The sequence below is a fragment of the Actinomadura barringtoniae genome (assembly GCF_017573505.1).
Classification (GTDB): Bacteria; Actinomycetota; Actinomycetes; order Streptosporangiales; family Streptosporangiaceae; genus Spirillospora; species Spirillospora barringtoniae.
Genome location: NZ_JAGEOJ010000003.1, coordinates 569916 through 588993 on the forward strand (window position 1 = coordinate 569916; position 19078 = coordinate 588993).

Annotated in this window: 19 protein-coding genes; 12 read left to right on the plus strand and 7 right to left on the minus strand. The window is 69.9% G+C overall.

Annotated features, from left to right (window positions below; genetic code table 11):
* Positions 1-4 precede the first annotated feature (4 nt).
* The 5 genes from J4573_RS09480 to J4573_RS09500 form a co-directional block, all read right to left on the minus strand.
* Entirely contained in the window at positions 5-1216 is a 1212-nt protein-coding gene (locus J4573_RS09480; RefSeq protein ID WP_208254899.1) for an amidohydrolase family protein, read from the minus strand.
* Positions 1213-2514: an amidohydrolase family protein gene (locus tag J4573_RS09485; protein ID WP_208254900.1), complete on the minus strand. Its 1302-nt coding sequence runs from the start codon at positions 2512-2514 to the stop codon at positions 1213-1215. Before J4573_RS09485 ends, J4573_RS09480 begins: the two co-directional genes overlap by 4 nt.
* The gene (locus J4573_RS09490) at positions 2511-3368 is read right to left on the minus strand and encodes an SDR family NAD(P)-dependent oxidoreductase (RefSeq protein WP_208254901.1); all 858 of its coding nucleotides are present in this window, start codon (positions 3366-3368) and stop codon (positions 2511-2513) included. Before J4573_RS09490 ends, J4573_RS09485 begins: the two co-directional genes overlap by 4 nt.
* Positions 3361-4143, minus strand: coding sequence for an acetoacetate decarboxylase family protein (locus J4573_RS09495; RefSeq protein ID WP_208254902.1), 783 nt, complete (start codon positions 4141-4143; stop codon positions 3361-3363). The genes J4573_RS09490 and J4573_RS09495 overlap by 8 nt, the downstream gene beginning before the upstream one ends.
* Positions 4144-4241: 98 nt before the next feature.
* Positions 4242-4454 carry a DUF6158 family protein gene (locus J4573_RS09500; RefSeq protein WP_208254903.1) on the minus strand — a complete coding sequence of 71 codons (213 nt, stop codon included), beginning with the start codon at positions 4452-4454 and terminating at the stop codon, positions 4242-4244.
* Between the two features lie 136 nt (positions 4455-4590).
* On the opposite strand from J4573_RS09500, the gene J4573_RS09505 reads away from it, so the two are divergent.
* Both J4573_RS09505 and J4573_RS09510 read left to right on the plus strand, forming a co-directional pair.
* Positions 4591-5034 carry a 2,4'-dihydroxyacetophenone dioxygenase family protein gene (locus tag J4573_RS09505; protein WP_208254904.1) on the plus strand — a complete coding sequence of 148 codons (444 nt, stop codon included), beginning with the start codon at positions 4591-4593 and terminating at the stop codon, positions 5032-5034.
* Between the two features lie 88 nt (positions 5035-5122).
* The gene (locus J4573_RS09510) at positions 5123-6352 is read left to right on the plus strand and encodes a cytochrome P450 (protein WP_208254905.1); all 1230 of its coding nucleotides are present in this window, start codon (positions 5123-5125) and stop codon (positions 6350-6352) included.
* Positions 6353-6380: 28 nt separating this feature from the next.
* Here the strand turns inward: J4573_RS09510 and J4573_RS09515 are convergent, their stop codons facing one another.
* Positions 6381-7880: a bifunctional phosphatase PAP2/diacylglycerol kinase family protein gene (locus tag J4573_RS09515; protein WP_307796569.1), complete on the minus strand. Its 1500-nt coding sequence runs from the start codon at positions 7878-7880 to the stop codon at positions 6381-6383.
* Positions 7881-8062: 182 nt separating this feature from the next.
* On the opposite strand from J4573_RS09515, the gene J4573_RS09520 reads away from it, so the two are divergent.
* From J4573_RS09520 to J4573_RS09550, 7 genes are all read left to right on the plus strand, one after another.
* Positions 8063-9034, plus strand: a complete 972-nt coding sequence (locus J4573_RS09520; protein WP_208254907.1) for an ABC transporter permease — start codon at positions 8063-8065, stop codon at positions 9032-9034.
* On the plus strand, positions 9027-9845 hold the full coding sequence (locus J4573_RS09525; protein ID WP_307796570.1) for an ABC transporter ATP-binding protein: 819 nt from the start codon (positions 9027-9029) through the stop codon (positions 9843-9845). Before J4573_RS09520 ends, J4573_RS09525 begins: the two co-directional genes overlap by 8 nt.
* A 134-nt stretch (positions 9846-9979) precedes the next feature.
* Positions 9980-11380, plus strand: coding sequence for an ABC transporter substrate-binding protein (locus J4573_RS09530; protein ID WP_208254908.1), 1401 nt, complete (start codon positions 9980-9982; stop codon positions 11378-11380).
* 126 nt (positions 11381-11506) lie between these two features.
* A complete protein-coding gene (locus J4573_RS09535; protein WP_243772677.1) occupies positions 11507-12571 on the plus strand; it encodes an ABC transporter ATP-binding protein in 1065 nt (354 codons plus the stop codon).
* A gap of 33 nt (positions 12572-12604) precedes the next feature.
* Positions 12605-13564, plus strand: a complete 960-nt coding sequence (locus tag J4573_RS09540) for a carbohydrate ABC transporter permease (RefSeq protein ID WP_208254909.1) — start codon at positions 12605-12607, stop codon at positions 13562-13564.
* A 58-nt stretch (positions 13565-13622) separates the two neighbouring features.
* Positions 13623-14540 carry a carbohydrate ABC transporter permease gene (locus J4573_RS55205; protein WP_208254910.1) on the plus strand — a complete coding sequence of 306 codons (918 nt, stop codon included), beginning with the start codon at positions 13623-13625 and terminating at the stop codon, positions 14538-14540.
* Between the two features lie 57 nt (positions 14541-14597).
* A complete protein-coding gene (locus tag J4573_RS09550) occupies positions 14598-15125 on the plus strand; it encodes a YbhB/YbcL family Raf kinase inhibitor-like protein (protein WP_208254911.1) in 528 nt (175 codons plus the stop codon).
* 188 nt (positions 15126-15313) lie between these two features.
* Here J4573_RS09550 and J4573_RS09555 read toward each other — a convergent pair whose 3' ends face one another.
* Positions 15314-16630: a KamA family radical SAM protein gene (locus J4573_RS09555; protein WP_208254912.1), complete on the minus strand. Its 1317-nt coding sequence runs from the start codon at positions 16628-16630 to the stop codon at positions 15314-15316.
* A gap of 333 nt (positions 16631-16963) precedes the next feature.
* Here J4573_RS09555 and J4573_RS09560 point away from each other — a divergent pair, with 333 nt between their 5' ends.
* The 3 genes from J4573_RS09560 to J4573_RS09570 are packed head-to-tail and all read left to right on the plus strand — an operon-like array spanning position 16964 to position 19055.
* The gene (locus J4573_RS09560) at positions 16964-17704 is read left to right on the plus strand and encodes a DUF998 domain-containing protein (protein WP_307796571.1); all 741 of its coding nucleotides are present in this window, start codon (positions 16964-16966) and stop codon (positions 17702-17704) included.
* On the plus strand, positions 17701-18570 hold the full coding sequence (locus J4573_RS09565) for an alpha/beta fold hydrolase (RefSeq protein ID WP_307796572.1): 870 nt from the start codon (positions 17701-17703) through the stop codon (positions 18568-18570). Before J4573_RS09560 ends, J4573_RS09565 begins: the two co-directional genes overlap by 4 nt.
* A complete protein-coding gene (locus J4573_RS09570) occupies positions 18567-19055 on the plus strand; it encodes a hypothetical protein (protein ID WP_243772678.1) in 489 nt (162 codons plus the stop codon). Before J4573_RS09565 ends, J4573_RS09570 begins: the two co-directional genes overlap by 4 nt.
* Positions 19056-19078: the final 23 nt, after the last annotated feature.

A 19078-nucleotide genomic window follows, 5' to 3' on the forward strand; every position in this document is an offset into this window, starting at 1 on the left:
CGAGTCACCACGCGCGGATGATGGTCTCCGGGTTGAAGACGGGACTGGTCGCGCCCTTCGGCAGTTCGGTCAGCGGGCGGCCGATCTCCTCCTCGCTCGGGCCGACGCGGTCGGCGTGCGGGCGCAGTGCCGCGAGGTCGAAGCCGTAGACCTGCGCGGCGTTGCCGGCGAGCATCGCGTGCAGCTCGTCGGCGGGCACGTCGTGGAACGTGCGGCGCAGCGCCTCGCGGCTGAACGGGAACGTTCCCTCGTCGTGCGGGAAGTCGCTGCCCCACATGATCCGGCCGATCCCGATGTCGTGACGCAGCGGAATCTCCGACGGCTTCATGAACGTGGCGCCGACATAGCAGTTGCGGGCGAAGTACTCGCTGGGCTTGAGCGACAGCTGCGACGCCGCGGGCCCGCCGAACTTGGCCTCGGCGGTCTCGTCGCCGGAACGGAAGCGCGAGTAGTAGTAGTCGAGCGTCTTCAGCACGCCGGGAATCCAGTCCGACCCCTGCTCGGTCAGCACGAACCGCAGGTCCGGGTGGCGCTCGAAGACGCCGCCGAAGATCAGATGCCAGAGCGCCCGGTGGGCGTACCAGCTCACCTCGACGATGAAGACCGCCAGCGACACCGGGTTCGGCTCAAGACCCGGCGCGCCCGTTCCGCCGTGATGGTTGACCGGCATGCCGAGCTCCGCGCACGTACGCCAGATCGGCTCGTACACGTCGGAGTGCAGCGGCGGCACCGGCGCGCCCGGCGCGACGCCCGGCAGCAGGATGCCGCCGGTGAGGCCCGCCTCGTGCGCCCAGCGGATCTCCTTCACCGCGTCGTCGACGTCGTTCAACATGATCTGCGCGACCCCCGCCCGGCGGCCCGGCGCCGCCGCGCAGAAGTCGGCCATCCACCGGTTGTGGGCCCGCAGCCCCGCCCAGCGCAGCGCGTAATCCTGCGCGGACGGGTGCGGCGCGGTCAGGTTGCCGGACGGGAAGAACGGCGGAACGGTGTTGGGGAAGAGGACCTCGGCGACGATGCCGTCCTGCTCCAGCTCCCGCAGCCGCAGGTCCGAGTCCCAGTTCCGCTCCGCGCCCTTCGCCTGGAGGTCGGCGAACGGGTTGACGTAGGCCTTGGCCCACGCGTCGAACTCGTCATGCCGGCTTGATTCCAAATAGGGGCGGTATTCGAGCAGGTCCGCGCCGGCGTGCGCGTCGGCGGAGATGACGAGATGGTTCATCGAGCCCTCCTCGCGGCCCCGACGACCGCCGGAACGTCCGGACCGGTGAGCCAGTGCCGGCCGGTCTCGCGGGCCGCGTCCCAGACCGACGTGTCGGCCTTGTCCTGGCCGAGGTTCTGGGGGGTGGGCCCGATCCGGTCGGCCAGCGGCCGGAGCGCTCGGGTGTCGAAGCCGTAGGTCTGTGCGGCGGTCAGGCCCAGCATGGCACGGGCCTCGCCGACCGGAATGTCCCCGAACGCGTGCGCCAGCCAGTCGCGGGTGTGCGGCCAGGTGCCCTCGGGGTGCGGGAAGTCGTTGCCCCACAGCAGGTTGCCGACGCCGACCTCGTAGCGGTGCGACAGCTCGCGGCGCTTCGGTGTCGACATGCCGATAAAGCAATGCCCGTCGAAGTACTCCGACGGGCGCTTCCTCATGTGCTCGCCGAACGAGGCGAGCTTCTGCGTGCCGTGCTCGCGGTCGTAGGCGACGTCCATCTGCCAGAGCAGGTTGCCCGCCCACCAGGCGCCCGACTCGGTGACGCCGAACCGGAGGCCCGGGAAGCGCTCGAAGACGCCCGTCCAGAGCAGGAACCACAGCGGCCGGGCCGACCACCACACGACCTCGGTCACGTACAGGCCGAGGTGGGTGCCGAGCTCCGCGCGCGGCGCCGCTCCCGAGTGCGTGTGAACGGGCAGGCCGAGCGCCTCGCACACCGCCCAGACCGGGTCGTAGCACTTGTCGTGGTACGGCTTCTGCCCCTCGCCCCACATCGACGGGATCATGATCCCGCCGCGCAGTCCCTCGCCATGGGCGCGCCGGATCTCCTTCACCGCGCCGTTCACGTCGCCGACGATCGGCGCGACGATGACGCCGCGCCGCCGTTCCGGCGAGTCCTGGCACAGCCCGGCCAGCCAGCGGTTGTGCGCCCTGGCCCCGGCGAGCGCGAGCTCGGGGTCGTAGTCCGCCCCGACCATCCCGAGCCCGGCGCCGAACGGCGCGGCGGTGCTGCCCGCCACCGCGTCGGCGTCGGGGAAGATGACCTCGCCGACCACGCCGTCCTTGTCGAGCTCCTCGTCGCGCCGCGCCGCGTCCCAGCCGGCCCGCAACTCCTCCTCGTGCTCCTCGAACCACTCCCCGGCGAACTCCTCGTTCTGCAGCCCGAGCTGCTTGCGCGCGTCGGCGATCGCGGCCTGCTGGGCGAGGAAGCCGTCGAACGCCTCGCGGTAGGCGGGATCGAGGAACTCGGCGTACTGCGGCGTCGGCAGCCCGGCGTGGGTGTCCGCGGAGATGATCAGGTACGGCTCGTGGGAAGCGGTCATGAGGCCCCTCGCAGGTAAGTCGGGGTGGAACGGGTGCGCATGGACTCGGTGCGGGCGTGGATCATCGCGTCGGTGCGGTCGCTGTCGGGCAGGATCCAGAACCGGTCTTCCCTGACCGCCTCCACCACCTGGTCCGCGACCTCTTCGACCGGCGTGAACCGCGGGTCGACGCCGTGCGCCCGCAACATCTCGGCCACCTCGTCGGCGTCGCGCGCGGGCGGTCCGGGGACGGTCCGGGCATAGCGCGCCGGCCGGTTGCGTTCGGCGGTGAAGATCCCTGTGCGCAGCATGTGCGGGCCGGGGAACAGCACGGACGCGCCGATCGCGGTGTCGCCGAGCTGCCCGTACAGGCACTCGGTGAGCGTGACGACGGCGGCCTTGGTGACCGCGTAGACCGCCGCCGACGGGATCGGCGCGACCCCGCCGTTGCCGGACGCGGTGTTGACGACGTGGCCCGGCTCGCCGGAGGCGATCATGCGGGGCAGGAACGCGCGCAGCCCGTGCAGGATGCCGAGCACGTTCACGTCCAGGCCCCAGCGCCAGTCGCCGGTCTCCTGCTCCCACATGGGCGGCGCGGCGGCCGGTCCGATGCCCGCGTTGTTGCAGAGCAGGTGCGCGGCGCCGTGCGCCTCGTAGACCCGGTCCGCGAGCTCGCGCATCGAGTTCTCCGACGTCACGTCGGCGAGGACGCCGAGCGCGCCGATCTCGCCGGCGGCCTTGGTCAGCGCGGGCTCCTCGACGTCCGCGAGGACCACCCGCATGCCCTGCGCCGCGAACGCGCGGCCCATCGCCAGCCCGATGCCGCCCGCGCCGCCCGTGACGACCGCGACCTTGCCCTCGAGCCGGTCAAGCATCGAGCGCCTGCATCGGGTCGTCGTAGCGCTGGTGAACGTAGGGCAGCAGCGACTCGGCGGGCACGCGCTCGACGATCCGGCCCTCCTGGACCGAGGTCCGCTCGCCCAGCGTGATCTCGACCAGCTCGCGCACCGGCAGGTCGGCGACCGGGTCGAACGGCGACTCGTTCAGGACGACGGTGCCCTCGACGCGGTGCAGGGAGCGGGTCCGGCCACGGCGCACGCAGTGCACGAGCGCGGCGTCGGAGTCCAGGCCGTCGCCGTCGGGAGCGGGCAGGAACTTGAAGTAGAAGTCGAGGTTCTCGTGGTCGGGCGGGGGCGGGAGCTCGCCGGTGACCTCGCCGCTCACCAGCACGAACGAGATGCCGTGCCGGGTGAGCCCGGCGCTGACGTGGTCGCCGTCGCGGCGGACGACGACGTCGCCGAGCTTCTTGGGCTCGCCGAACACCTCCCGTCCGCCGATCAGCGCCCGTTCGGTCGTCATGGGCATGACCAGCGGATAGTCGCCCTCCAGACCGTCGTGCACGGCCCGTACCGCCACCGATCCGGCGCCGAGCAGGTGCCCGCCGGGCAGGTCGACGCTGCTGATCGTGGCGCGCACGAGCGGGCGGGCGGCGGGTTTCAGCGGCGGCGGGAGGACCTGCGCGAGCGCGTCAGGGTCGGTCTCCCAGACGGCGATCACGCCGGTGGACCAGATGTCGGGGATGCGGGCGCGCGCCGCTCGGGCGCCGTCCAGTTCGTCGGGGGTACGCGGGCCGTAGCGAACTCGTGGCATGCGCACCACCGTTACAGAGACTCAAGTCCATACCAAGGTCCCGCGGCCGGATTCGGCCAAGCGCTTGCTACGACCAGGATCGGTGTTACGCGCGAGTGCTACGCGCCCGAGTGGAGGCGGAGCGGGTCGACCTCCCGGGACGGCCGCCGCCGCACGTACTCGGCCTCCAGCCGGTACATCCTCCGGGTGTGGTCGGCGAACGCCTGGTCCGCCGCGTGCCGCATCGCCGCCAGCCTCGTGTCGTACAGGTCGGCCAGCTCGCGCAGCAGGTCGTCGTCGGTGAGGACGCTCGGATCGATGCCCTCGGACATGGCCGCTCCCTCTGTGCTTCCCCCACGACCTCCTCTACCCGGTCCAGTCCAGCAGAATCAGCAGAAAAAGGCTCGAAAGCACGTGAAAACGGCAAGGGTCTTGATTACCGGACGTACACCTACCTAGCGTTTGCTCATGACTGAATCGATGGGCCCGCTGGTCGGATACGTGCACTCCGATGATCTTCCCTGGGTCAACGCCGGACCGGTAGGCCTGCAGGTCCTGCGGGTGTCCGCGGACACCTGGGTGGTGCGCAACCGTTTCCAGGCGGGCTTCCAGCTCCCGACCCACAAGCACACCGGAAGCGTGCACGCCTTCACCTTCTCCGGCCGCTGGCGCTACAAGGAGTACGGCGTCGACTACGTGGCCGGAACGTTCATCCACGAGCCGCCGGGCTCGATCCACACGCTCACGATCGAGGAGGACAGCGACATCCTCTTCATCATCGAGGGCGCGTTCATCGAGTTCGACAAGGACGGCAACATCAGCGGCATCGTGGACGGCGAGTCGACGCTGAACGCCTACTTCGCCCTCTGCGACGCCGCCGGCATCCCGCGCCCGGACGGCATCCTCCCGTGAGCGAGCCGCAGGGGCGCGGCGCCCTACTCATTACTCCGCGCCGACCTACCTCGACTGACGAGCGACGAAGGAGCGAGGAGGGAAGGCGGTGGCAAAGAGCGCCCCGAAGGCGAGCGGGGGAAGCGTGACCGAGGTCCCCAAGGACTTCCCCGACGGGTGGTTCGGCGACGGGCACCCGCACGAGCTGTACGCGCGATTCCGCGCGCACGGCTCGCCGCTGCGCCACCCCGACCTGCCGCTCTGGGTGGTCTCCGCGCACGCCGACGTGCACGCCGCCGTCACCGACCCGGAGGCGTTCCGGTCGGCCGACGGCATCCTCATCTCCGAGCTGGTCGAGGGCGTCACCTACGACGCGCCGCCGACGATCATGCACCTCGACCCGCCGGACCACACCCGCTACCGCGGCCTGGTCGCGCCCGCGTTCCGGCCGTCGGTGCTGCGGCGCCTGGAGGACGCGGTGCGCGAACGCGTCGCCGCGCTCCTGGAACCCATCGCACCCGGCTCGCCGGCCGACATCGTGACCGAGCTGGCCGTTCCGCTCCCGCTGCAGGTGATCTGCCTGCTGCTCGGCATCCCCGAGGAGGACTGGCCGAAGTTCCACGCCTGGTCCGAGGCCATCGTGCCGGGCGCCAACCCCGACCTCACCGAGGAGGAACGCAACGCGCTGCGCATCGAGTGCGGCACGTACCTCATCCAGCAGGCCCACGCGCGCCGCGCCGACCCGCGCGACGACGTCATCTCCCAGCTCGCCACCCTGGAGCTGGACGGTGACGCCCTGACCGACCTCGAACTGGTGATGTTCCTGATCCAGCTCCTGGTCGCGGGCAACGAGACGACGCGCCACTCGCTGTCGGGCGGGCTGCTGGCGTTCGCCGAGAACCCGGACCAGTGGGCCGCCCTGCGCGCCGACCCGGCCCGGCTGACGCCGACGGCGGTCGAGGAGATCCTGCGCTGGACCTCCCCGGTCGTCTACTTCCTGCGCACGGCCACCCGGCCGGTGCCGCTGGGCGGGGCCGTGGTGCCCGAGGGCGAGAGGGTCATGCTGCTGTACGGGTCGGGCAACCGCGACCAGGCGGCGTTCGGCCCGGCCGCCGGGGAGTTCGACATCTCCCGGCGTCCCGACGCGCTGAACCTGGCGTTCGGGTTCGGGCCGCACTTCTGCCTGGGCGCGGCGCTCGCCCGGATGGAGATCCGCCTGGTCCTGGAGGCCATGACGAGCCGGTACGAAGGGATCGAGAAGGCAGGGAAGCCCGCGTACAACGGATCATCCGTCGTCGCGGGCCTCCGCCACTGCGATCTGACGTTCAGCGCGCCCTAGAGGTCTAGTGCGCCCCAGGTACTGACGTTCAGTGCGTCCTTGAGGGAGTGAAGACCGCCAAGGCTCCGGCTCGTTTACCGAACCGGGCCTTCGGCGGCATCTTCATCAGCTCGCCGTCGACCGCGACCGGCAGCGAGCCCTGGAGCGAGGAGAGCTCCAGCGTCGTGCCGTGCCAGGCGTGGTAGCCCGGCGCGGCGTGCAGGTGACCGGCCATCACCGAGGCGAGCGCCCGCATCTTGGAGTAGCGCCGGGCGGCCGTGACGATCCGGACATCGAGCTGCCCGTCGTCCAGGTGGCCGCGCCAGGTGGGCGCCGCGCCGCGCGACCCGTACATGCCGTTGCCGACGAACGCCAGCCAGATCTTGCGCCGCTCGCCGTCGACGAGCACGTCCACCGGCTCGGAGTGCCGCAGCGTGCGGACCGCGGCCACCGCGAGCGCGGGCCACTTGCCGAGCCGCCCCTCCAGCCGCTCCCTGCGGTGCACGAGCTCCGTGTAGGCACCGAAGCTCGCCGTGTTGAGAAAGACCAGCTCGTCGCCGCCGCTCGATGTGACCGATCCCACATCGACCTTCGCCAGGCCGCCCTTCTTATAGGCGGCGACGGCGTCGGCGGCGGTCTCGAGACCCAGCGCCCGCGTGAAGTGGTTCAGCGTCCCGCCGGGGATCGGCAGCATCGGAACGTCGTGCCGCAGGGCCACCTTGGCTCCGGCGTTGATCGTTCCGTCGCCGCCCATGACGCCCAGCACCTCCGCCCGGACGGCCGCCTCCTCCAGCTCCTTCAGCAGGTCGCCCTCCGGGCCGACCCGCACGATCTCGGCCGCGGGCAGGTCGCGTTCCAGCAACGCGATCTCCAGGTCGGACAGGCGCGGCACCCGCGCTCCGCCGCCGTCACCCCCGCCCGCGCCCGCCTTGTCGTTGATCACCACGACGACGCCGCGCCCGTCCTCGGTGATCTCGATGTCGGTGGTGGCGACCTTGGACGCGTGCGCGACCGGCGGCCGCGCCTGCCACGCCATGCGGGTGCCGAGCCCCGCCGCCACGCCGATGCCGAGGCCCGCCAGCACGTCCCCGGGATAGTGAGCCCCGGTGTAGACGCGGGAGAACGCCACGGCCGCCGCGGTGGCGGCCACCGGGACCGCGACCGCACGCGGCGCCTCCATGGCCACGCCGGTGGCGAACCCGGCCGCCGAGGCCGAGTGCCCCGAGGGGAAGGCGTGCGAGGTGGGCAGCTTCCAGCGGATCCGCATCGCGGGCACCAGGTCGACGACGGGCCGCTGCCGCCGGAAGGCCTGCTTGCCCAGGATGTTGACCACCGGGCTGGCCACCGCGATCGCGAGCGTGCCCCGCAGCGCGGCGCGCCGGAGGCTCGGCCGCCGGGTCGCCGCCAGGCCCGCGGCGACCGAGAACCACAGCACTCCGTGGTCGGCGAGCCGCGACAGCCGCGGCAGGACGTTCTCCAGGCCGGGCAGGTGCGCCGCGGCCACGCGGTCGAACGCCTTACGGTCGATCTTGGATAGCCTGCTGATCACACCTGCATCGGGCCGCGATCGAACGATCACGACCGGCGACCAGGAGGCTCGTGTCCGGTGATTCGCGCGCATGACGGGGGTATCCCCAGGGAAGCGGACATGATTCCCCAAAGATCACAAAGCGGGGGTCACATGTGGGCGAACGTACCTCACACAACGTGGACTGCAATAGGCTTCCCGGCATGAGTCACCCGGAACGGCTCAGCTCCTCGGGTGGCGAGTCGGTCGACACTCTGGCGGAACGTCCTGGCACCAATGGACACCGCCCCGAGAAGCTGGCCGATTTCGCCGCGCGCTTCGGGCTGAAGCAGAGCGCGGCACGCCCCCCGCTGCGCAAGTACATCGCCGAGGTCTGGCAGCGACGCACCTTCATCTGGGCCTTCGCCTCGGCCCGGACGCGGTCGCGCTACACCAACTCGCGGCTGGGGCAGCTCTGGCAGGTACTGACGCCGCTGCTGAACGTCGGCGTCTATTACCTGATCTTCGGTCTGCTGCTGAACAGCAAGCGCGGCGTCACCAACTTCATGCCGTTCCTGGTGACCGGTGTCTTCATCTTCAGTTTCACGCAGAACTCGATCACGGCCGGGGCCAAGTCGATCAGCTCCAACCTGTCGCTGATCAGGGCGCTGCACTTCCCCCGGGCCTCACTGCCGTTCTCCTATGTCGTCATCGAGCTCCAGCAGCTGCTGATCTCGATGGCGGTGATGTTCGTGATCATCCTGGGGTTCGGCGAGCCGCTCATGTGGAGCTGGCTGCTCATCGTGCCGATCCTGCTGCTGCAGATGGTCTTCAACATGGGCGCCGCGCTGGTCCTGGCCCGGGTCGGCGCGTTCACGCCGGACGTCCAGCAGTTGCTGCCGTTCATCCTGCGGACCTGGCTGTACGCCTCGGGCGTCATCTTCTTCCTGCCCGCGCTGGCCCACAAGATGGAGAAACTCCCCATCCTGTTGGACCTGATGCGGGCCAACCCGGGCTACGTCTACCTGGAGCTCTCCAGGACCGTGCTGCTCAAGTCCTACAACAAGGACCTGACCAAGTACCACTGGCACGACACGCAGCAGCTGTGGATCTACGCCATCGCCTGGGCGGTCGTCGGCATCACCGCCGGCTTCTGGTACTTCTACCGTGCAGAGGACAGGTACGGCCGTGGCTAAGGGTCTGAAGAACCGGAACGCGCAGACCGACTCGGCCGCGATCGCGATCGACCCCAGCCGCGAGCCCATCGTCGTGGTCGACGACCTGCACATCATCTACCGCGTGTACGGCAGCACCAGCGGCGGCAAGGGCACGGCGGCGACCGCGATGCTGCGGATGGTGAAGCGCGAGTCCGGCCCGCAGGTCAAGGAGATCCACGCCGTCAAGGGCGTGTCGTTCGTCGCCTACCGCGGCGACGCGATCGGCGTCATCGGCACCAACGGCTCGGGCAAGTCGACCCTCCTGAAGGCCATCGCCGGCCTGCTGCCGCCGCACAGGGGCGGCGTCTACACCGACGGCCAGCCCTCGCTGCTCGGCGTCAACGCCGCGCTGATGAAGGACCTGTCCGGCTCCCGCAACATCATCCTCGGCTGCCTGGCGATGGGCATGACCATGGAGGAGACCCGCGAGAAGTACGACGAGATCGTCGAGTTCGCCGGGCTCAAGGCCGGCTTCATCGACTACCCGATGTCGACGTACTCCTCCGGCATGGGCGCGCGCCTGCGGTTCGCGATCGCGGCCGCCCGCACCCACGACGTCATGCTGATCGACGAGGCCCTCGCCACCGGCGACGCCAAGTTCAAGCAGCGCAGCCAGGCCAAGATCAACGAGCTCCGCAAGGACGCCGGCGCGGTCTTCCTCGTCGCGCACAGCATGGACGTGATCGAGGAGACCTGTAACCGGGTCATCTGGCTCGACGACGGCCGCATGCGCATGGACGGCGACCCCGCCGAGGTCATCGAGGCCTACATCTCGGCCACCACCAAGTAGCTTCGCCGGGGCTCGTGGGGCGGTTGCTTCGCGAGTGGCTGTAGTTACATAGAGTTACCTCTTTGCCTCTGGATGGGGCGGCCTTGCCGATCTAACTTCGAAGGTGACGACCTTCGGCGGCAAGGGAGCTCCCCATGGCCGAGCGGCTGAGCAGACGCGGATTCCTCTCTTCTTCGGCGCTCGCCGCCGCGGGAGCGTACGCCCTCTCGGGATGCGCCAGCGAAAGCAGCGGTCCCGAGGCCAAGCCCAGCGGGCAGGCGCCCAAGGAGGTCTTCACGGCGCCGACCCGCAAGCTGGGCGGGTCGCTCACCATCCTGATGTGGAGCCACTTCGTGCCCCGGCACGACAAGTGGTTCGACAAGTTCGTCGCCGACTGGGGCAAACGGGTCGGTGTGTCGGTGCGGGTCGACCACATCAACACCGTCGACGTGCCGCGTCGGGCCGCGTCGGAGATCCAGGCCGGGCAGGGCCACGACGTGATCCAGCACATCGCGCCGTTCTCCCAGTACGAGCCGTCGGTGCTGGACATGACCGACCTGGTGCAGGAGGCGACCCGGCGGTGGGGGCCGCAGCTGGAGCTGTGCCGCAAGTCCAGCTACAACCCCAACACCAAGCACTTCTACGCGTACTGCCCCGGCTGGGCGCCCGACCCCGGCGACTACCGCAAGTCGATGTGGTCCAAGGTCGGCCTGCCGAACGGGCCCGCCAGCTACGACGACCTGCTGCGCGGCGCGACGGACATCAAGAAGCAGACGGGGATCCCGTGCGGGATCGGGCTCTCCCCCGAGACCGACTCCAACATGGCCGCGCGGGCGCTCATGTGGTCCTACGGCGCCTCCGAGCAGGACCAGAACGAGAAGGTCACGATCAACTCGCCGGAGACGATCGCGGCCGTCGACTACATGACGCGGCTGTGGAAGGGCGCCGAGACCAACGAGGTGTTCTCGTGGGTGCCCGCCTCCAACAACCAGGCGCTGATCGCGGGCAAGTCGTCCTACATCCTGAACTCGATCTCGGCCTGGCGCACCGCGATGGGCACCAACCCCAAGATCGGCGACGACATCTTCTTCACCCCGGCGCTGCGCGGCCCGAAGGCGGCGATGGCCGCCCAGCACGTGATCCAGCAGTGGATCATCCCCAAGTACGCCAAGAACGCCGACGCCGCCAAGGAGTTCCTGCTGCACTACACCGCCAACTTCCCGGCGGTGACCTACAACTCCGAGCTCTACGACCTGCCCGGCTGGCCCTCGCTCGTACCGCAGCTGAACGGCTGGCTGGACAAGGACCCGTTCGGCGCCAACCCGGCCAACAAGCTCTCGCTGCTGAAGACCGCCACCTCGTGGAGCGCCAACATCGGCTACCCGGGCCCGTCCAACCCGGCGGTCGGCGAGATCTTCAGCACCAACGTGCTGCCGACCATGTTCGGGCGGGCGGCGCGCGGCCAGGTGAGCGCCAAGGACGCCGTCGCCGAGGCGGAGAAACAGATCAACGCGATCTTCAAGAACTGGCGGGCGCGCGGGCTGGTCGGAGGCTGAAGTCGTTGTGAACACGGTGGGCGGCCGCGCGCCGGCTGGACTGAGGAGCGTCGGGAGCTTGCGACCAGAGCGACGAGGGAAGCCGGCGCGTAAGGGCGGCTGCCCGCCCGCGAGCGGAGCGAGCAATTGAACACCGTTGAAGTACGGGACCTGGTCAAGACGTTCGACGGGCACCTGCGCGGGAGGCGCAAGAGCGACGACGTGCGCGCGCTGGACGGCGTCGACCTGGCGGCCGAACCAGGCGAGTACCTGGTGCTGCTCGGGCCGTCCGGCTGCGGCAAGACGACGCTGCTGCGCACGATCGCCGGGCTGGAGCAGCCGACCGAGGGCGAGGTGCTGATCGGCGGCCACGTGGTGAACGGGCTGCCGCCGCGGATCCGCCAGGTCGCGATGGTCTTCCAGTCGTACGCGCTCTACCCGCACAAGACGGTGATGGACAACATCACGTTCCCGCTGAAGGCCGAGAAGACGCCGCGCGCGACGCGCGAGCGCAAGGCCAAGTGGGCGGCGGGGCTGCTGGAGATCGAGCCGCTGCTCGGCCGCAAGCCGCGCCAGCTGTCGGGCGGCGAGCGGCAGCGGGTCGCGCTCGCCCGCGCGCTGGTGCGCGATCCCGCGGTGTTCCTGCTGGACGAGCCGCTGTCCAACCTGGACGCCAAGATGCGTTCCACCGCGCGCGACGAGCTGAAACGCTTCCAGGAGCAGGTCGGCACGACGACGATCTACGTCACGCACGACCAGGCCGAGGCGATGGGCCTGGGCGACCGGATCGCGATCCTGGAGAAGGGCCGGGTGCGGCAGATCGGGACGCCGGTCGAGGTGTACGACGATCCGGCCGACACCTTCGTCGCGACGTTCATCGGCGCGCCGCCGATGAACCTGGTGCAGCGCGCCGACCGGCTGATCGGGTTCCGGCCCGAGCACCTGCTACCGGCCGAGAACGTGCCGTACGACGCGCGCGTGACGATGCCGATGCGGATCGAGCGGATGGAGTACCTGTCCGGCGACCGGCACATCTACGGGACCGTCACCGGCATCGGCGAGACGACCCGGGTGATCGCGCGGCTGCCGGCGAACGTGACCACCCCGCTGGCGCCGGGCGAGACGCACGAGTTCGCGGTGGTGGCGGGCCGGCTGCGGTTCTTCGACGCCGAGGCGGGCGAACGGACGTCGGCCGTACGGATCGGGGGCTGAGGGGATGCGGCGGAAGAAGGGGCGGGGCTGCAGATGACGCACGCGCGGTTGCGCGGCGGCGTTCCGAAGGGCCCGCCGGACGGCACGTTCCAGCCCCCGCGCGAGCCCAAGGCGGGGCTGGCCGACCGCGAGGGCTTCCTGGCCTGGGCGATGCTGCTGCCCTCGGTCGTCTACATCATCGCGCTGGTCGGGGTGCCGTTCCTGCTGGCCATCGCGTTCGCGTTCTCGGACGTGACGACCGGCGACCCGTCCTACGACTTCGTCGGCTTCCGCAACTTCCGCGCCATCTTCGACGACCAGGTGTTCTGGCGGTCGCTGATCAACACGATCTCGTTCACCGCGGTGACGATGGTGCTCATCGTGGTGCTCGGCAAGATCCTCGCCAACATCCTGGTGGCCGACTTCCACGGCAAGTGGTTCGTGCGGTTCCTGGTGCTGCTGCCGTGGACCACGCCGGTCGCGCTGTCGACGATCTCGTGGCTGTGGCTGCTGGACTCGATCTACTCCCCCATCGACTGGGTGCTGCGGCAGATCGGCGTGATCGACACCAACGTCGTGTGGCTGGGCAGGCCCGGGACCGCGATCGCGTCCGTGATCGCGGTGCAGGTCTGGCGGCTCACGCCGCTCGCGGCCGTCATCGTGATGGCGGGGCTGGTCGCGATCCCGCGCGACATCGACGAGGCGGCGCGGATCGACGGCGCCGGGTTCTGGCGGCGGATGTTCGAGGTCACCATCCCGCTGACGATGCCGGTGATCGCGGTGGCCGGGCTGTTCGGCGCGATCATGACGTTCACCGACATGACCGTGTCGTACGTGCTGACGCGCGGCGGGCCGACGCACTCCACCGACGTGCTGGCCTCCTGGGCGTACTTCCGCGGCATCGAGGGCGGCGACGTCGGGCAGGGCGCGGCGATCGCGCTGTTCCTGTTCCCGATCCTGCTCGCGGGCGCGGTCGCGATCCTGCGCGCCGTACGCCGGCTGGAGGCACAGTGACACGGGCGGAGGCAGCGACGCGACGCGGAGGCGCAGTGACACTGGCGGAGGCACGACGGTGACCGGGGCGGGGCTGGTGACCAACGGGGCGCAGCGGCAGACGGCGCGCGAGATGGCGCGGCTGCGGCGGCGGTACGCGCTGCGGCACGTCGCCGCGCGGTGCGGGGTGTACGGGGCGGCGGTCCTGGCCGCGCTGGTCTGCGCGCTGCCGTTCCTGTGGAGCCTGGTCAGCGCGTTCAAGCAGAACCGCGACCTGTACAACCCCGACAACGACCCGTTCACCTTCAACGAGCCCGCGACCCCCGACCATGTGACCTACCTGTTCACCGACACGCCGTTCCTCAGGTTCGTCGGCAACACGCTGCTGGTCGGCGCGCTGGTCGTGGTGCTCACGCTGGTGCTGGCGCTGCCCGCCGCGTACTCGCTGGCGCGGCTCAACCGGCCATGGGGCACCCCGATGGGCATCGCGATCTTCCTGGTCTACCTGGTGCCGCCGTCGCTGCTGTTCCTGTCGCTGACCAGGGTCGTCGTCGCGCTCGGGCTGGAGGACACGCTCTGGTCGATGGTGGTCGTCTACCCGACGATCACCGTCCCGGTGTCGGTGTGGCTGCTGATCGGCTTCCTCAAGGCGGTGCCGAAGGACGTCGAGGAGCAGGCGATGGTCGACGGCTACAGCCGGCTGGGCGCGTTCCTGCGGACCGTGCTGCCGCTGGTCTTCCCCGGGATCGTGGCCGTGGTCGTCTTCTCGTTCACCCTGACCGCCAGCGAGTTCGTCTACGCGCTGGCGTTCGTTTCGGCGAGCCCGAAGATGGTCGTCAGCACCGGCGTTCCGACCCAGCTGATCCGCGGCGACGTGTTCTTCTGGCAGTCGCTGCAGGCCGCGACGGTCATCATGGCGGTTCCGATCGCGTTCGTCTTCAATCTCTTCCTCGACCGTTTCGTGACGGGCTTCACGATGGGCGCGGTCAAGACGTGAGCGACTGGTAGGTATGGAGGTGAGCAACGCAAACGATCGTCAGAGGAGGGGGTCGGCATGCCCACCAATGCCCCGCTGCCGCACGAGCACCTGCCGCAGGTCCCGTCGTTCACCGTGGAGAGCGACGACGTGGCGCACGGCAAGCAGCTGAGCAACAAGCACGTCTTCAACGACTGGGGCTTCAGCGGCGAGAACCTCTCGCCCGAGCTGCGCTGGGCCGGCTTCCCGGCCGAGACCAGGAGCTTCGCGGTGACCTGCTTCGACCCCGACGCGCCGACCGGCAGCGGCTTCTGGCACTGGGTGATGTTCGACATCCCGGCCGACGTGACCGACCTGCCGACGGGCGCCGGAGCCGAGGACGCCACGGTCGGCGTGCAGGCGCGCAACGACTACGGGATCAAGGCGTTCGGCGGCAGCGCCCCGCCGCCCGGCGACCCGCACCGGTACGTGTTCACCGTGCACGCGCTGGACGTCGACAAGCTGGGCATCGACTCGGAGGTGTCGCCGGCCGTCGCGGGCTTCAACATCACCGCGCACACGCTGGCGCGGGCGAGCATCGTGCCCCAGTACGGGCACGGCGGCTGAGCGGACGGGCCTGAACAGACGGTCCTGAACAGGCAGAACACGCAATTCGCGGCGTGCCGGGCGCTCTCGAGGTTCACCCGGCACGCCGCGTCGCTGTTCTCGCGGTGTTGCCGTGACTTGCGGTCTTGCGATGACTTGCGATGTTGCCGTCTTGCGGAGTTACGGTTCTCCGCCGCCCTTCCGGATCGTCAGGGCTGGAACGGGAACTTGTCGGCGAAGGCGGGCTTCAGATCGTCCAGCCAGACCGCGTTCGGGTCGTACTGGGCGAAGAACGGCTTGCCCACCAGTTCGGCGTCGCGCGCCTGGATGAAGTGCAGCTGGAAGACCTTCTCACCCATCAGGTCCAGCACGCCGTCCACGCACACTTTGCCCGGCGTGGCCGACATCGAGGGCCCGCGCACCGTGCGCGAGAGCCCGGAGACGTTCTTGTAGGCGTTCCGGAAGATCTCGTACGCCTCGGCCAGCGGTACCGCGAAGTAGTCCTGCGGTCCGGTGTCGCGCTCGACGAAGAAGTAGTACGGGACCATGCCCATCCGCGTCTGGGTGCGCCACATCGTCTCCCAGACCGCCGGGTCGTCGTTGATCGTGCGGATCAGCGGCGCCTGCGTGCGGATGACCGCGCCGGTGTCGCGGATGCGCCGGACGGCCTCGGTGACCACCAGCGGCTCCAGCTCGCGCGGGTGCGAGAAGTGGGCCATGAACGCCAGGTTCTTGCCCGACTCGACGACCTGCTCGAACAGCCGCAGCATGTCGTCGGCGTCCGGGTCGGTCACGAACTTCTGCGGCCAGTAGGCCAGCGACTTGGTGCCGATCCGGATCGACTCCAGCTGCTCCAGGTCCAGCAGCGGCTCGACGTAGCGGCGCAGCACCGACTCGCCCATGATCATGGCGTCGCCGCCGGTGAACAGCACGCTGGTCACCTCGGGATGCGCGAGCACGTACTCGCGCAGCTGCTGCGAGTCGTCGCCGGCCATCTTCAGGTCCGGCTCGCCGATGAACTGCGCCCAGCGGAAGCAGTAGGTGCAGTACGCGTGGCACGTCTGCCCCTGCTTGGGGAAGTACAGCACGGTCTCGTCGTACTTGTGCTGCAGCCCCGGGACCTTGCCGTCCCCGAAGCTGGGAATGTTCAGCTCCATCTGCCCGGCCGGGTGCGGGTTCAGCTTCATCCGCACCGCGTTCGCGGCGGCCTCGATCTCGGCCTTCGGCGCCTCCTTGCGGAGCAGGTCCGACAGATGAGCGACGTCATCGGCCGGGAGCATGTCCGCCATCGGGAAGACGAGCCGGTAGATGGGATCGTCGGGAGCGGCGTCCCAGTCGATCAGTTCATCGAGCACGTACGAGTTGGTGCGGAACGGCAGGACGGTGGCCACCGCGCGGGTGGCCAGCTGCTGTTCGGGCGAGAGCCCGGCGCGAGCGGTGAGCTCGTCGAGGTGCTTCGCCGTGAAGGCGCGGAACTTGCGACCAGTGGATCGCACTGCGGGAGCCGCGTCGTTCACCAAAGTCACGTGTTGGTACTCCTTGAAAGTCAGCGGGGAGACGCGCACCGAAGCACGGCGTCACGGACAGTGAGCAAAGTGCCCCGGATCACCCCCATTGAAGCGTTTGGGTCGTCTTCATGGTGAATTGATACCCATCCAAGAGTACAAACAAGCAGGTCAAGCCTGACCCAGACAAATCACCCGCTGTGGTAGACGCATGGCTCGCCGCTAGTACAACGATTACGGGACGTGAAAGTGGCGCCCCAGTCACTTCCTTATGCTGAGTAAGGAAATACTGGGGTGGGCGGCGCAGTGGCGACGGCAAGGGGGAACGGTGTGGAGCCGGACTCATCTGGGGAGGTGGGGAGTGGCCATGGGAGCCGGACACAGCCGGACGGGCCCGGAGTAGCGCCCGCGATCGCGGCCATCCTGGCCGCCGTAGCGGGGGTCACCTACGGGACATTCCTTCTCGAACACTTCCTCAGTCCGAACCTCGACGGCATCAATGGCTATGTGAGCGAACTCTCGGCCGTTGACCAGCCGTTTCATGTCATCTACAGCGCCGGGGACCTGGTCACGGGCGTGCTGTCGATCGTGGTCGCGACCATCTGCCTCATGACGCTGCGTCGCCGCCGCTGGTCGGTGACCGGGTGGATCTTCTTCGCCGCGTTCGGGGTCTGCGCGATCGGCGACGCGGTCTTCCCGCTGGACTGCGCGCCCAGCATGGAGACCGGCTGCGCGCTGCGCGAACGGTCGGAGAACGTCTCGTTCTCCCACCAGTTCCACTCGGTGACCAGCACCACGGTGATCGTCTGCGGCGTGCTGTCGATGCTGACGCTGTCGATCGCGGCGCGCCGGTACGGATGGTGGCCCGTGCTGGCCCGCTGGGGCTGGCCGCTGGCGCTGGCCGAGACCGTCTTCGCGCTCAGCACCCTGCTGGCGATGCTGCTCGGGCGCTGGCTCGGCATCATCCAGCGCTTCCAGATCAGCGTCCTGTGCCTGTGGCTGTTCACCATCGCCTGGGCGCTGTACGCCGACCGCCTCAAGGCCCGCCGGGCGACCACCGGCAAGACCGCCGTACGGGAGAAGAGCCCGCTGTGACCACCGGCATCACGATCGAGAACATCGACGGTGAAGAGGTCCATGTCGTCGAGAGCGGCCCGGCGGACGGGCCGCCGCTGCTGCTGAGCGGCGGGCTGGGCGAGGCCTGGTTCGACTGGGCGCCGACCGTGGAACTGCTCGAGAAGCGCCACCGCGTGATCAACTTCGACCGGCCGGGGCTGGGTCTGAGCCCGGCGGCCAAGGCCGCGCCGAGCCTGCGGCGGGACGCCGCGCTGCTGGCCGGGCTGGCCGAACGGGCCGGGGCCCCCGTCACGGTGCTCGCGCACTCGATGGCCGGGTTCCACGCCGAGGCCCTCGCCCGCCTGCACCCCGAACTGGTGCGCGCCATGGTGCTGGTCGACCCGAGCTACGAGCGCGACCCGCACGCCCGCCTGCGGCTGTCCCCGCTGCTGGTGCCCGCCGCCACGGGGCTCGGCGTCGTCCTCGGCGCGACCCGGATCGCCCGGCTGATCGGCCCGCGCGGCCGCAAGCTGGTCATGCGCCAGATGAGCGACCGCGACGAGCCCGTTCCGGCGGACGTCGTCCGGTCGGTCTACGGGCGCGGCACGGTCCTCGGAACGGCCCTCGCCGAGGAGTTCGTCTACCGCGAGGAGGCCGCGGACCTGGCCGCGCTGCGCGAGCGCCGCCCGTTCCCCAAGATCCCGCTGGTCGTGATCACCGCGCTCGGGGACGTGAAAGGCGAGGACAAGATCGGCGAGTGGATCGAGAACCACCGCAGGCTGGCCGACATGTCGCCGTACGGCAGCCAGCTGGAGCTGCGCGACTGCAAGCACATGGTCACCCTGGACCGGCCCGACGCCGTGGCCGACGCCGTCGCCCGGGTCCTGGCCCAGGACACCCCGTGAAGCCCTCGCGCGGGGCTGCGCCGACGCGTGCGGGCGCGCCGATCCGGGCGGGCGTGTCGATCCAGGCAGGCGCGCTACTGCGGGCAGGCGCATTGTTGCGGGCAGGCGCGCCGGCACGGGCGGGCGCGTTGCTGCGGGCAGGCGCGTTGGCGGTCGTGCTGGCGGTGTCGCTGTCGGGCTGCGAGATGATGACGCGGATCTCCGACGGCGCGTACCGTACCGCCGTGACCGACGGCAGCATCCGGGAGCTGCAGGAACGCGGCATCAAGCTGGACGGCCGCCCCAGCTGCACCAGCCCGAAGGCCCAGTCCGGCTCGGTCGTGGTGATCGACTGCACCGGCCGCACGATCGGCGGCGAGCCGGTCGAGGTCACCGGGACGACCGCGGACGCGGGCTCCGACCACCCGCGCGAGCGGTACGTGATCATGGTCGGCGGCCGTCAGGTGGTGGACAAGACCTGCCTGGGCAGGGGCTGTCCTTCCTGATCTTGCAACGAGTTCGCATGATC